The 14,038-nt window shown below is 51.3% G+C and carries 12 protein-coding genes; all 12 read left to right on the top strand.

What is annotated here, in order from left to right:
- Nucleotides 1-289 precede the first annotated feature (289 nt).
- The 12 genes from sdhC to ybgE all read left to right on the top strand — a co-directional run bounded on the left by sdhC (nt 290) and on the right by ybgE (nt 14,023).
- The gene (gene sdhC, locus IV04_RS18255; RefSeq protein ID WP_037398248.1) at nt 290-679 is read left to right on the top strand and encodes a succinate dehydrogenase cytochrome b556 subunit; all 390 of its coding nucleotides are present in this window, start codon (nt 290-292) and stop codon (nt 677-679) included.
- Nucleotides 673-1,020 (top strand): succinate dehydrogenase membrane anchor subunit, encoded by a 348-nt coding sequence (gene sdhD, locus IV04_RS18250; RefSeq protein WP_037398246.1) that lies wholly within the window; start codon nt 673-675, stop codon nt 1,018-1,020. The genes sdhC and sdhD overlap by 7 nt, the downstream gene beginning before the upstream one ends.
- A complete protein-coding gene (gene sdhA / locus IV04_RS18245) occupies nt 1,021-2,787 on the top strand; it encodes a succinate dehydrogenase flavoprotein subunit (protein WP_037398243.1) in 1,767 nt (588 codons plus the stop codon). It abuts the gene before it with no gap.
- 16 nt (nt 2,788-2,803) lie between these two features.
- Entirely contained in the window at nt 2,804-3,520 is a 717-nt protein-coding gene (locus tag IV04_RS18240) for a succinate dehydrogenase iron-sulfur subunit (protein WP_037398240.1), read from the top strand.
- A 262-nt stretch (nt 3,521-3,782) separates the two neighbouring features.
- A complete protein-coding gene (sucA, locus tag IV04_RS18235) occupies nt 3,783-6,590 on the top strand; it encodes a 2-oxoglutarate dehydrogenase E1 component (protein ID WP_037398237.1) in 2,808 nt (935 codons plus the stop codon).
- A gap of 139 nt (nt 6,591-6,729) precedes the next feature.
- Nucleotides 6,730-7,941, top strand: a complete 1,212-nt coding sequence (gene odhB, locus IV04_RS18230) for a 2-oxoglutarate dehydrogenase complex dihydrolipoyllysine-residue succinyltransferase (RefSeq protein ID WP_037398235.1) — start codon at nt 6,730-6,732, stop codon at nt 7,939-7,941.
- A gap of 113 nt (nt 7,942-8,054) precedes the next feature.
- A complete protein-coding gene (sucC, locus tag IV04_RS18225) occupies nt 8,055-9,221 on the top strand; it encodes an ADP-forming succinate--CoA ligase subunit beta (protein ID WP_037398232.1) in 1,167 nt (388 codons plus the stop codon).
- Nucleotides 9,221-10,093, top strand: a complete 873-nt coding sequence (gene sucD, locus IV04_RS18220) for a succinate--CoA ligase subunit alpha (RefSeq protein WP_037398230.1) — start codon at nt 9,221-9,223, stop codon at nt 10,091-10,093. Before sucC ends, sucD begins: the two co-directional genes overlap by 1 nt.
- 777 nt (nt 10,094-10,870) lie before the next feature.
- Complete coding sequence (gene cydA, locus IV04_RS18215; RefSeq protein ID WP_037398228.1) at nt 10,871-12,442, top strand: cytochrome ubiquinol oxidase subunit I; 1,572 nt, start codon at nt 10,871-10,873, stop codon at nt 12,440-12,442.
- A 14-nt stretch (nt 12,443-12,456) separates the two neighbouring features.
- The gene (gene cydB, locus IV04_RS18210; protein WP_037398225.1) at nt 12,457-13,596 is read left to right on the top strand and encodes a cytochrome d ubiquinol oxidase subunit II; all 1,140 of its coding nucleotides are present in this window, start codon (nt 12,457-12,459) and stop codon (nt 13,594-13,596) included.
- Nucleotides 13,597-13,613: 17 nt separating this feature from the next.
- Nucleotides 13,614-13,727 (top strand): cytochrome bd-I oxidase subunit CydX, encoded by a 114-nt coding sequence (gene cydX, locus IV04_RS25395; RefSeq protein ID WP_072010923.1) that lies wholly within the window; start codon nt 13,614-13,616, stop codon nt 13,725-13,727.
- Complete coding sequence (gene ybgE / locus IV04_RS18205; RefSeq protein WP_037398223.1) at nt 13,727-14,023, top strand: cyd operon protein YbgE; 297 nt, start codon at nt 13,727-13,729, stop codon at nt 14,021-14,023. The genes cydX and ybgE overlap by 1 nt, the downstream gene beginning before the upstream one ends.
- The last annotated feature ends 15 nt before the right edge of the window (nt 14,024-14,038 follow it).

The following is a 14,038-nucleotide window of genomic DNA, read 5'->3' as shown; positions in this document are numbered from 1 at the left end:
TCAAATCAGATAATTAATTTAGTGTGAAATGTGAAAATCGTGATCTGAATCACTGTTCGAGGGAAATGTCCCCAAAGGGATTGTATGGGAATTGTAATAAGAATGTGATCCTCCTATACTGCCGCCAGGTCTCCGGATTACCCTGAAGTAGGAGCACCCAGCGTTATAACTACGCGCCGTTTGAGCACAATGGAAGTCGATGTTTGAGCGCGTGACGTGTAAGGGTTTTGGCTCTTAACGCTGTCTGATCCCCGCCCAGGCCCGGAGGAACGAAAATAATAAGAGCTGTGTGGGCAAAAACGTGAAAAAACAAAGACCTGTCAACCTGGATCTGCAAACGATCCGGTTTCCTGTAACTGCGATAGCGTCCATCTTACACCGAGTCTCTGGCGTAATTACCTTCGTTGCCGTAGGTATCCTTCTCTGGCTGTTGGGTTTGTCTCTTTCCTCTCAAGAGGGATTCCTGCAAGCTGCCTCCATCATGAATAGCTTCTTCGTGAAATTCGTCTTCTGGGGGATCCTCACTGCGCTGGCCTATCACATTTGCGGTGGCATCCGTCACTTGTTAATGGATTTTGGCTATGTCGAAGAGAGTTTAGCTGCAGGTACCCGTTCTGCCCAAGTGGCGTTCGGCCTGACCGTCGTGCTGTCTATTCTGGCTGGAGTCCTCGTATGGTAAGCAACGTTTCTGCATTAGGGCGCAACGGCGTACACGATTGGTTGTTACTGCGTGCTTCCGCTATCGTCATTACCCTTTATGTTCTGTATATCCTGGGCTTTGTCGTCACCGCTCCAGACATCACCTATGAAATATGGCGTGGTTTTTTTGCCACCTCTATTACGAAAGTATTCACCTTGCTGACGCTGTTATCCATCCTGGTTCACGCCTGGGTTGGAATGTGGCAGGTGCTGACGGACTATATCAAGCCATTGGCGTTGCGCCTGGTGTTGCAACTGGCGATCGTTGTCGCGTTGCTGGTCTATTTACTGTATGGAACAATCGTAGTGTGGGGTGCTTAAATGAAACTGCCAGTCAGAGAGTTTGATGCAGTTGTGATCGGTGCAGGCGGCGCAGGTATGCGCGCTGCGCTGCAGATTTCCCAGGCGGGTTCAACTTGTGCCCTTTTGTCTAAAGTATTTCCGACCCGTTCCCATACCGTGTCTGCACAAGGTGGTATCACCGTAGCCTTGGGTAATAGCCACGAAGATAACTGGGAATGGCACATGTACGATACGGTGAAAGGCTCCGATTATATCGGTGACCAGGATGCGATCGAATATATGTGTAAAACTGGCCCGGAAGCGATTCTGGAGCTGGAACACATGGGCCTGCCATTCTCCCGTCTGGATGATGGCAGCATTTATCAGCGTCCGTTTGGCGGCCAATCGCTGAATTTTGGTGGCGAACAGGCTGCACGTACCGCCGCTGCCGCTGACCGTACCGGCCACGCCTTGTTGCACACGCTGTATCAGCAGAACCTGAAAAACCACACCACCATTTTCTCTGAGTGGTACGCGCTGGATCTGGTGAAAAACCAGGATGGTGCGGTGGTTGGTACGACTGCTATCTGTATTGAAACCGGTGAAGTGGTGTACTTCAAAGCTAAAGCCACCATCCTGGCAACCGGTGGTGCGGGCCGTATCTATCAATCCACCACTAATGCGCACATCAACACGGGTGACGGTGTGGGGATGGCATTGCGTGCCGGTGTGCCGGTGCAGGATATGGAGATGTGGCAGTTCCACCCAACCGGTATCGCTGGTGCAGGTGTTCTGGTCACTGAAGGTTGCCGTGGTGAAGGGGGTTACCTGCTGAACAAGCACGGTGAACGTTTCATGGAGCGCTACGCACCTAATGCCAAAGATTTGGCGGGCCGTGATGTGGTTGCCCGTTCAATCATGATTGAAATCCGTGAAGGCCGTGGCTGCGATGGTCCATGGGGCCCACATGCCAAACTGAAACTGGATCACCTGGGTAAAGACGTTCTGGAATCCCGCCTGCCGGGTATTCTGGAATTGTCCCGTACCTTTGCTCACGTCGATCCGGTGAAAGAACCTATCCCGGTTATCCCAACCTGCCACTACATGATGGGTGGTATCCCGACCAAAGTGACCGGCCAAGCATTAACCGTGAACGAAAAAGGCGAAGACGTGGTGATCCCAGGGCTATTTGCCGTTGGTGAAATTGCCTGCGTATCGGTACATGGTGCCAACCGTCTGGGCGGCAACTCGTTGCTGGATCTGGTGGTGTTTGGTCGTTCTGCTGGGTTGCATTTGCAGGAGTCTTTGGCCGAACAGGGTGAAAGCCGTGATGCCAGCGATTCTGATGTAGAAGCGTCGCTGGATCGCCTCAACCGTTGGAATAACACTCGTTCTGGTGAAGATCCGGTCGAAATCCGTAAAGCATTGCAATCCTGCATGCAGAACAACTTCTCGGTATTCCGTGAAGGTGATGCAATGGCTAAAGGGTTGGAAGAGCTGAAAGTGATCCGTGAACGTCTGAAGAATGCACGCCTGGATGATACCTCCAGCGAATTCAACACTCAGCGTATTGAATGCCTGGAGTTGGATAACCTGATGGAAACTGCGTATTCCACCGCCGTATCGGCCAACTTCCGTACTGAGAGCCGTGGCGCACATAGCCGCTTCGACTTCCCAGAGCGTGATGATGCCAACTGGCTGTGCCATTCGCTGTATCTGCCGCAATCGGAAAGCATGACGCGTCGTGAAGTCAATATGCAGCCGAAACTGCGCGCGGCATTCCCGCCGAAAGTGCGTTCTTACTAATTGCGGAGCTTGATCGATGAAACTTGAATTTTCTATCTATCGCTATAATCCGGACGTTGACGCCGCTCCGCATATGCAGGATTACACCCTGGAAGCGGAAGAAGGGCGGGACATGATGCTGTTGGATGCGTTAATCCAACTGAAAGAAAAAGATCCGAGCCTGTCGTTCCGCCGCTCCTGTCGTGAAGGGGTATGTGGTTCAGACGGCCTCAACATGAACGGTAAAAATGGCTTAGCCTGTATTACCCCCGTCTCGTCGTTGAGCAAAGGTAACAGCAAGATCGTGATTCGCCCGTTGCCAGGGTTGCCGGTCGTGCGCGATCTGGTGGTGGATATGGGGCAATTTTATGCCCAATATGAAAAGATTAAGCCATTCTTATTGAACGATGGCAAGAATCCTCCTGCGCGTGAGCACCTGCAGTCGCCAGATCAGCGGGCTAAACTGGATGGTTTGTATGAATGTATCCTGTGTGCCTGCTGCTCAACCTCGTGCCCGTCGTTCTGGTGGAATCCTGACAAGTTTGTTGGCCCGGCAGGCCTGTTGGCAGCTTACCGCTTCCTGATTGATAGCCGTGATACGGAAACAGAAGCACGTTTGGATGATCTGAACGACGCTTTTAGTGTTTTCCGCTGCCATAGCATTATGAATTGTGTCAGTGTATGTCCTAAGAGCTTGAATCCGACGCGTGCAATCGGCCATATCAAGTCTATGCTACTGCAACGCGGCGCATAATTGGGATGAGATGCTGCGCCGGGGCTTTCCCGGCGCACATTCTAAGAGGGAGTCTCTAAAAGCGGTTGTTCTAGACAATTATGCTGGTTCATCCGTTTTTAGAGGTTCCTTGTAAGGGATCGTAAGGTCCAAAACAGAACGTGCATTTAAGCTGTATCAGGTTATAAGCACGTCGAGTGAACCGTTTTACGGCAAACCGTACCATCACGGTAATTATGTTAACCACGGCGAAAACTGAAGCTTTAAAGCTTAAGGGATCATAATGCAGAACGGCGCAATGAAGGCCTGGCTGGATTCCTCCTATCTGGCGGGCGCGAACCAGTCCTACATAGAGCAGCTCTATGAAGACTTTTTAACCGATCCGAGTTCCGTTGAAGATAGTTGGCGTTCCATTTTTCAACAGCTACCAACTGCGGGTGTTAAACCCGATCAGCTCCACTCCCAAACGCGAGACTACTTCCGCCGCCTGGCGAAAGACTCTTCACGTTACAGCACCGCTATCAACGATCCTGAAACTGATGCTAAACAGGTCAAGGTATTGCAACTGATCAACGCCTTCCGTTTCCGTGGGCATCAGCATGCCAACCTTGATCCACTCGGCTTGTGGCAGCAGGAGCGTGTTCCCGATCTTAGTCTTGCCTATCATAACTTGAGTGAAGCCGACTTCCAGGAAACCTTCAACGTGGGGTCTTTTGCTATCGGCAAAGACACCATGAAGTTAGGCGATCTGTATACCGCGCTGAAGCAGACCTACTGTGGCTCCATTGGTGCAGAGTATATGCACATTACCAATACCGAAGAAAAACGCTGGATCCAACAGCGTATTGAATCGGTTGTGGGGCAGGCCAGTTTTTCTGCCGCCGAGAAGCATCGTTTCCTGAACGAACTGACCGCAGCGGAAGGCTTGGAGCGTTATCTTGGTGCTAAATTCCCAGGTGCGAAACGCTTCTCGCTGGAAGGTGGCGATGCACTCGTGCCAATGCTGAAAGAAATGATACGCCATGCGGGTAAAAACGGTACTCGTGAAGTGGTGCTGGGTATGGCGCACCGTGGGCGTCTGAACGTACTGATCAACGTACTGGGTAAAAAACCTGCCGACCTGTTCGACGAGTTTGCTGGCAAACATAAAGAACACCTGGGCACTGGCGACGTGAAATATCACCAGGGCTTCTCTTCTGATGTCGAAACTGAAGGTGGCATGGTTCACCTGGCATTGGCGTTCAACCCGTCGCACCTGGAAATTGTCAGCCCGGTAGTGATGGGCTCAGTGCGCGCCCGTCGCGATCGTCTGGATGAAGCGCGTAGCAACATGGTGCTGCCAATTACTATCCACGGCGATGCCGCCATTGCTGGTCAAGGCGTGGTTCAGGAAACCCTGAACATGTCGCAGGCACGTGGGTATGAAGTGGGGGGGACGGTACGCATCGTCATCAACAACCAGGTTGGTTTCACGACTTCTAACCCGTTGGATGCGCGTTCTACCCAGTATTGTACCGACATTGGCAAGATGGTTCAGGCACCGATCTTCCATGTGAATGCTGACGATCCAGAAGCTGTGGCATTTGTTACCCGTCTGGCGCTGGATTTCCGTAATACCTTTAAGCGTGACGTGATGATCGATCTGGTCTGTTATCGCCGCCACGGGCATAACGAGGCCGATGAGCCAAGTGCAACCCAGCCGGTGATGTACCAGAAGATCAAGAAGCACCCAACGCCACGCAAGATTTACGCTGATGTTTTGGCTGAGCAGAATATTGCCAGCCTGGAAGATGCCACTGAAATGGTCAACCTGTATCGTGATGCCCTGGATCGCGGTGATTGTGTGGTTGAAGAATGGCGTCCAATGAACCTGCATTCCTTTACCTGGTCGCCGTATCTGAATCACGAATGGGACGAAGCGTACCCAAACAAGGTTGAGATGAAGCGTCTGCAGGAGCTGGCTCGTCGTATCAGCACTGTGCCTGAAGCGGTCGAAATGCAGTCGCGCGTAGCGAAAATCTACTCTGATCGGGCTGAGATGGCTGCGGGTAATAAAGCATTTGACTGGGGCGCGGCTGAAACGCTGGCCTATGCCACATTGGCAGATGAAGGCATCCCAATCCGTATCTCTGGTGAAGATGCTGGTCGTGGCACCTTCTTCCATCGCCATGCCGTGGTGCACAACCAGAAAAATGGTTCGGTTTATGTTCCATTGGCTAACATTCATAGCGGGCAGGGTGAGTTCAAAGTTTGGGATTCCGTCCTGTCGGAAGAAGCCGTTTTGGCGTTCGAATACGGTTATGCCACTGCTGAACCACGTACACTGACTATCTGGGAAGCGCAGTTCGGTGATTTCGCCAACGGTGCGCAGGTGGTGATTGATCAGTTCATCAGTTCTGGTGAGCAGAAATGGGGCCGGATGTGTGGCTTGGTGATGCTGTTACCGCACGGTTACGAAGGCCAGGGGCCAGAGCACTCTTCTGCTCGCCTTGAGCGCTATCTGCAACTGTGTGCAGAGCAGAACATGCAAGTGTGCATCCCGTCTACACCAGCTCAGGTCTACCATATGCTGCGTCGTCAGGCGTTGCGCGGTATGCGCCGTCCGTTGGTGGTGATGTCGCCTAAGTCTCTGCTGCGCCATCCGCTGGCGACGTCTTCTCTGGAAGAATTGGCAAACGGCACTTTCCAACTGGCTATCGGTGAGATCGACGAACTGGATCCGCAGGCGGTGAAACGCGTCGTGCTGTGTTCCGGTAAGGTTTATTACGATCTGCTGGAACAGCGCCGTAAGAATGACCAGAAAGACGTTGCCATCATACGCATTGAGCAATTGTACCCATTCCCGCATCAGGCAGTTCAGGCGGTCTTGGAGCAGTACGCGCATGTGCATGATTTCGTCTGGTGCCAGGAAGAGCCGCTGAACCAGGGAGCTTGGTACTGCAGTCAGCACAATTTCCGCGAAGTGATCCCATTTGGGGCTTCTTTACGTTACGCCGGGCGCCCAGCCTCCGCCTCTCCGGCGGTGGGTTATCTGTCCGTACACCAGAAGCAGCAGCAGGCTCTGGTCAATGATGCGTTAAACATTGATTAATACCCTATAGATTTCAAGGGGCGGTAAGGCGGTATCGAATCATTCCCCAGGCATGTGGCTAACCCACTGCCTGGGGGAAATAACTGCCAGCCTTACTGCACTTTGCAAGATCAAGGGTAAAAAACTTAAGGGAAAGCTAATGAGTAGCGTAGACATTCTGGTTCCTGAACTTCCTGAATCGGTTGCTGATGCAGCCGTAGCCACTTGGCATAAAAAACCAGGCGATGCGGTAAAGCGTGATGAGGTTCTGGTTGAGATCGAAACTGATAAAGTGGTGTTGGAAGTACCGGCTAGTGAAGCGGGGATCCTTGATGTGGTTCTGGAAGATGAAGGGGCAACGGTAACCTCTCGCCAGATCCTTGGGCGTATCCGTCCAGGTGACAGCTCCGGCAAGCCGACCGAAGCGAAACCGCTGAGTAAAGAAGCCACCCCAGCACAGCGCGCCACAGCGAGTCTGGAAGAAGAGAATAACGACACACTGAGCCCGGCGATCCGTCGCCTGATTGCTGAGCACGATCTCGACGCTGCCGCTATCAAAGGTAGCGGAGTCGGTGGGCGTCTCACCCGCGAAGACGTGGAAGCCCACTTGGCCAGCAGCAAGAAGGCGGATAAGCCAGCCGCAGTTTCAGCACCGCAGCCTGCTCTGAGTGGCCGTAGCGAAAAACGCGTGCCGATGACCCGCCTGCGTAAGCGTGTGGCAGAGCGCCTGTTGGAAGCGAAGAACAGCACCGCAATGCTGACGACTTTCAACGAAATCAACATGCAGCCGATCATGGATCTGCGCAAGCAATATGGTGAGGCTTTCGAAAAACGTCACGGTGTACGTTTGGGCTTTATGTCCTTCTACATTAAAGCGGTAGTCGAAGCCCTGAAACGCTTCCCAGAAGTGAATGCTTCTATCGACGGTAGTGATGTGGTTTACCACAACTACTTTGATATCAGCATTGCGGTATCGACTCCACGTGGGCTGGTGACGCCGGTATTGCGTGACGTAGACACCATGAGCATGGCGGATATCGAGAAGAAAATTAAAGATCTGGCGATCAAAGGCCGTGACGGCAAACTGACGGTGGAAGAACTGACCGGTGGTAACTTTACCATTACCAATGGCGGTGTTTTTGGCTCCCTGATGTCCACGCCGATCATCAACCCACCACAGAGCGCCATCTTGGGCATGCACGCGATCAAAGATCGCCCGATGGCGGTTAACGGCCAGGTTGTGATTCAACCGATGATGTATCTGGCACTGTCTTATGATCATCGCCTGATCGATGGCCGTGAATCCGTAGGTTATCTGGTGACGGTAAAAGAGATGCTGGAAGATCCGGCTCGTTTGTTGTTAGACGTTTAATCCCTGCCAAGGTGCGGTAATTACCGCACCTAAACTCTGTGCTATGTGGCCTGTACTGAGATTGTTTGAAGGTGACAGGCTAAAACTTTTCAGACCTGAATGGATAGAACATCATGAATTTACACGAATATCAGGCAAAACAACTGTTTGCTCGGTATGGTATGCCGGCACCAACCGGTTACGCCTGTACTACACCGCGTGAAGCAGAAGAAGCCGCCTCTAAAATCGGCTCCGGCCCGTGGGTGGTGAAATGTCAGGTTCATGCTGGTGGCCGCGGTAAAGCTGGCGGTGTTAAAGTTGTTAACAGCAAAGAAGACATTCGTGCTTTTGCTGAAGCCTGGTTGGGTAAACGTCTGGTGACTTATCAGACTGATGCATTGGGTCAGCCGGTGCACCAGATTCTGGTGGAAGCAGCAACGGATATCGACAAAGAGTTGTATTTGGGTGCTGTCGTTGACCGTGCGAGCCGTCGCGTGGTGTTCATGGCATCCACTGAAGGTGGCGTCGAGATTGAAAAAGTTGCGGAAGAAACGCCGGAATTGATTCACAAAATGGTCATCGATCCACTGGCAGGGCCACAGCCTTACCAAGGGCGCGAGCTGGCGTTCAAACTGGGGTTGACCGGCAAGCAAGTCAATCAGTTTGCCAAGATCTTTATGGGTCTGGCAACACTGTTCCTGGAGCGCGACTTGGCGATGGTTGAGATCAACCCGTTGGTGATCACCAAGCAGGGTGACCTGATTTGCCTGGATGGTAAATTGGGTGCGGATGGCAATGCTTTGTTCCGCCAGCCTGAACTGCGCGAAATGCGCGATCCGTCTCAGGAAGATGAGCGTGAATCCCGTGCGGCTCAATGGGAGCTAAACTACGTGGCTCTCGACGGCAATATCGGTTGCATGGTCAACGGTGCTGGTCTGGCGATGGGCACTATGGACATCGTAAAACTGCACGGTGGTGAACCTGCCAACTTCCTGGATGTGGGCGGTGGTGCAACCAAAGAGCGCGTGACCGAAGCATTCAAAATCATTCTGTCCGATGACAAAGTGAAAGCGGTTCTGGTGAATATTTTTGGTGGTATCGTGCGTTGCGATCTGATCGCCGACGGTATCATTGGCGCCGTTGCTGAAGTTGGGGTTAACGTCCCGGTAGTCGTGCGTCTGGAAGGGAACAATGCCGAACTGGGTGCCAAGAAACTGGCAGACAGCGGTTTGAATATCATTGCTGCGACCAGCCTGACAGATGCGGCTCAGCAAGTTGTTGCGGCAGTGGAGGGGAAATAATGTCCATTTTAATTGATAAGAACACCAAAGTCATTTGCCAGGGTTTCACCGGTAGCCAAGGTTCATTCCACTCTGAACAGGCTATTGCTTATGGAACAAAAATGGTCGGCGGTGTTACACCGGGTAAAGGTGGTACCGTGCATCTGGGCCTGCCAGTGTTTAACACTGTGCGTGAAGCGGTTGAAGCTACCGGTGCAACCGCCTCGGTCATCTATGTTCCCGCGCCGTTCTGTAAAGACTCCATCCTGGAAGCGATTGATGCAGGCATTAAGCTTATCATCACCATTACTGAAGGCATCCCAACGCTGGATATGCTGACGGTGAAAGTGAAGCTGGATGAAGCCAGTGTACGCATGATCGGCCCTAACTGCCCAGGCGTGATCACTCCAGGTGAATGTAAAATTGGTATTATGCCAGGCCATATCCATCTGCCAGGCAAAGTGGGTATCGTTTCCCGTTCAGGTACGCTGACTTATGAAGCGGTAAAACAAACGACCGATGCGGGTTTGGGCCAGTCAACCTGTGTAGGTATCGGTGGTGATCCGATTCCAGGTTCTAACTTTATCGATATTCTGAAGATGTTCCAGCAAGATCCGCAGACTGAAGCGATTGTGATGATCGGTGAGATCGGCGGTAGCGCTGAAGAAGAAGCGGCTGCTTACATCAAAGATCACGTGACCAAGCCGGTTGTTGGCTATATCGCGGGTGTTACTGCGCCGAAAGGTAAGCGTATGGGCCACGCAGGCGCCATCATTGCTGGTGGTAAAGGTACTGCGGATGAGAAGTTCGCGGCTCTGGAAGCTGCTGGCGTCAAAACCGTGCGCAGCCTGGCTGACATCGGTGACGCAGTGAAAGCCGTCTTGAATCGCTGATATTTAAAGATAAAACAGTTTTTCGACATGTTTGGCCACTCTATGAGTGGCCTTTTTTATCCCTTGAACTATCGATTGCAGGGCGTTCAAAAAAGCGGTTTTTGGCCTGAATCCACGTAACTACCATAGCCATTCTCCTATATTTACATGATTTGCGATCAATCTCTCAATATGGTCTATGATTAATAAGTTGCAAGTCAATTTGTGAGTTAAATCACTGCAATTAATTATTGGAAATAAAAAGTTAATATATCTCGAATGATTATCCTCAATTAACACAGCGATGATTATTTTAAATTACATTTATTTAACACAAAAGTATCAATAAAAAACAATTAAACTATTACGCAACATAGCAGCAGGAAAGTTACGTGAAAATACGCAATAGAATCTGGAAATAATATGCAGATAGGCTTAAATTGTTCTGGATCAAAATAAGCTTGAATACCTCTTTAGGCTTCTTTTTGACCTGTCGCCAAAAGTCTAAGCCATGTCACGTAAAAACCTATTTATTGTATGGGATTTGGCGAGTATCATGCCATTGTGTAATTAGGGATGGTAAGTCTTGTTGCATTTGTTATCCGCTGTCGGTTTTCATCGGTATGTTTGACTCCCAGCTACTAGGGTCTGGCAGTGAATGTGCGATTGAAAGTGGGCAGACGGGATCAAATTTGTTGTTTTTAAGGGCATTCACTGCGGGGCGTTACCGGATACTCTTCACGGAGTCATACCGATAACCGCAAGTCGGAGTCTTCCTGCGAGGAGCAAGGAGTCAAGATGTTTGATATTGTCGAACTGTCGCGCTTACAGTTTGCTTTAACAGCTATGTATCATTTTCTATTTGTTCCATTAACGCTGGGTATGGCGTTTTTGTTAGCAATTATGGAAACGGTATATGTGCTGTCCGGCAAACAAATTTATAAAGATATGACCAAATTCTGGGGCAAGTTATTTGCAATTAACTTCGCTCTGGGTGTGGCCACCGGTTTGACCATGGAGTTTCAGTTCGGGACTAACTGGTCATATTTCTCTCACTACGTCGGTGATATCTTCGGGGCCCCGTTGGCTATCGAAGGTCTGATGGCGTTCTTCCTCGAGTCAACGCTGGTAGGTCTGTTCTTCTTCGGCTGGGATCGCCTGAGCAAGGTACAGCACCTGACGGTAACCTGGTTTGTCGCTCTTGGCTCAAACCTGTCTGCTTTGTGGATTTTGGTTGCCAACGGTTGGATGCAGAACCCGATCGCTTCTGACTTCAACTTCGAAACCATGCGTATGGAGATGGTCAGCTTCTCCCAACTGGTGTTGAACCCGGTTGCACAGGTGAAGTTTGTTCACACCGTGGCTTCAGGTTATACCACCGGTGCCATGTTCATTCTTGGTGTCAGTTCTTACTATCTGCTGAAAGGCCGTGATATCGCATTTGCCAAGCGTTCTTTTGCGATTGCTGCCAGCTTTGGTATGGCTGCGATTCTTTCCGTTATCGTGCTGGGTGATGAATCTGGTTACGAAATGGGTGACGTGCAGAGAACCAAACTGGCTGCCATTGAGGCCGAATGGGATACTCAACCTGCTCCAGCGGCATTTACTCTGTTCGGTATACCGAATCAGGAGCGAATGGAGAACTCCTTTGCGATTCAAATCCCATGGGCACTCGGCCTGATTGCTACCCGCTCCTTTGATACCCCGGTTATTGGCTTGCGGGATTTGATGGCGCAGCACCAGGTTCGTATCCGTAACGGTATGAAGGCATACCAGTTGCTGGAAAGCCTGCGTGGTGGCAATACCGATCCTGCTGTACGCACAGAATTCAATAATATCAAGCAGGACTTGGGCTATGGCCTGTTGCTGAAGCGTTATACCGAAAACGTGACTGACGCGACAGAAGAGCAGATCCAACAGGCAACTAACGACTCGATTCCGCGTGTTGCTCCGCTGTATTTCTCGTTCCGTATCATGGTGGCTTGCGGCGTGATCATGCTGTTCATCATCGGCATGTCGTTCTGGAGCGTATTGCGTGGCCGTATTGGCGAGAAGAAATGGTTACATCGTGCAGCGCTGTATGGCATTCCATTGCCTTGGATTGCAGTAGAGGCCGGTTGGTTTGTCGCTGAGTATGGTCGTCAGCCGTGGGCAATCGGTGAGGTGCTGCCAACAGCAGTAGCCACTTCTTCGTTGACTGCAGGCGATATCCTGTTCTCGATGGGGCTGATTTGCGGCTTGTACACCCTGTTCCTGGTGGCCGAAATGTACCTGATGTTCAAGTTTGCGCGTCTGGGGCCAAGCAGCCTGAAAACTGGCCGCTATCATTTTGAACAACCGACTGCCGCCGTGCAGGAAGCAGCGCGCTAAACAGGAGTCCACTTATGTTTGACTATGAAGTACTACGATTTATCTGGTGGGTTCTGGTTGGCGTATTGCTGATCGGCTTCGCGGTAACGGATGGTTTTGATATGGGTGTCGGTATCCTGATGCCTGTATTGACTAAAAACGATACCGAACGCCGGGTAATGATCAACTCTATCGCTCCGCACTGGGACGGTAACCAGGTGTGGCTGATCACTGCCGGGGGGGCGCTGTTTGCTGCCTGGCCGATGGTTTATGCTGCCGCGTTTTCAGGCTTCTATATCGCCATGATCCTGGTGTTGGCTGCGTTGTTCTTCCGTCCGATCGGTTTTGACTACCGTTCGAAGCTGGAGAATAGCCGCTGGCGTAATATGTGGGATTGGGGCATTTTCATCGGCAGCTTTGTGCCTGCGGTGGTATTCGGTGTGGCGTTTGGTAACCTGCTGCAAGGGGTACCGTTCCACATTAATGAATACATGCGCCTGTTCTACACCGGCAATTTCTTCCAACTGCTGAATCCGTTCGCACTGTTGGCAGGTATTGTCAGCCTGACGATGCTGGTCAGCCAGGGGGCAACTTATCTGCAGATGCGTACCACAGGTGAACTGCACCTGCGTTCACGCGCTGCGGCACAGGTCGCGACTTTGGTGATGGCTGTCTGCTTCCTGTTGGCGGGTATCTGGCTGGTGAAAGGGATTGATGGCTTTGTGGTGACCTCGGTTCTGGATACTGCGGCGGAGTCCAACCCGTTGCGTAAAGAAGTGGCTCATCAAGCGGGTGCTTGGCTGATCAACTACAACAAATATCCAATTCTGTGGGCGCTACCGGCGCTGGGTGTGGTTCTGCCGTTGTTTACTGTCCTGTTCTCCCGCCTGGAGAAAGGGGCATGGGCATTCCTGACCTCATCGCTGACGATTGCCTGTGTGATCTTGACGGCCGGGGTCACTATGTTCCCGTTTGTGATGCCTTCAAGCACCGTGCCTAACGTTAGTTTGACCATGTGGGATGCGACTTCTAGCCTGCTGACGTTGAAAGTGATGACTATTGTGGCGATTATCTTCGTGCCAATCGTTCTGGCGTACACCTGCTGGTCGTACTACAAAATGTTTGGGCGCTTGGATAAGCAGTTCATCGAAAACAACAAGCATTCACTGTACTAAGCAAAAGGAGCTAAACCATGTGGTATTTTGCCTGGATCCTCGGAACGCTTCTTGCCTGCGCCTTCGGTATCATTACGGCTCTGGCACTTGAGCACAGTGAAGATTCAAAAGCACAGCAAGACAGTAAGTAATGAGTTCATCGCTTTCTGACAAGCTGAACGCTATCACTGACAAGGGCCCCATTCGGGCCCTTTCATTGATACTGGCGCTGATTTTAGCGGGTTGTATTTTCTGGGATCCCAGCCGTTTTGCGGCGCGTACCAGCTCACTGGAAATATGGCAGGGGATCCTGCTGATATGGGCGGTATGTGCGGGCATGGTTCACGGCGTCGGTTTTCGGCCCCAGAATGTGTTCTGGCGAGCATTTTTCGCGCCATTGCCTGCAATAGTAATTCTGGCCGCAGGATTACTTTACGTTTCTTTATAATCTGCAGCATATCCG

Origin of the sequence: Serratia sp. Ag1, from assembly GCF_000743355.1 — a bacterium.
Taxonomy (GTDB): Bacteria; Pseudomonadota; Gammaproteobacteria; order Enterobacterales; family Enterobacteriaceae; genus Chania.
This window is presented reverse-complemented; position numbering and strand designations above follow the sequence as displayed.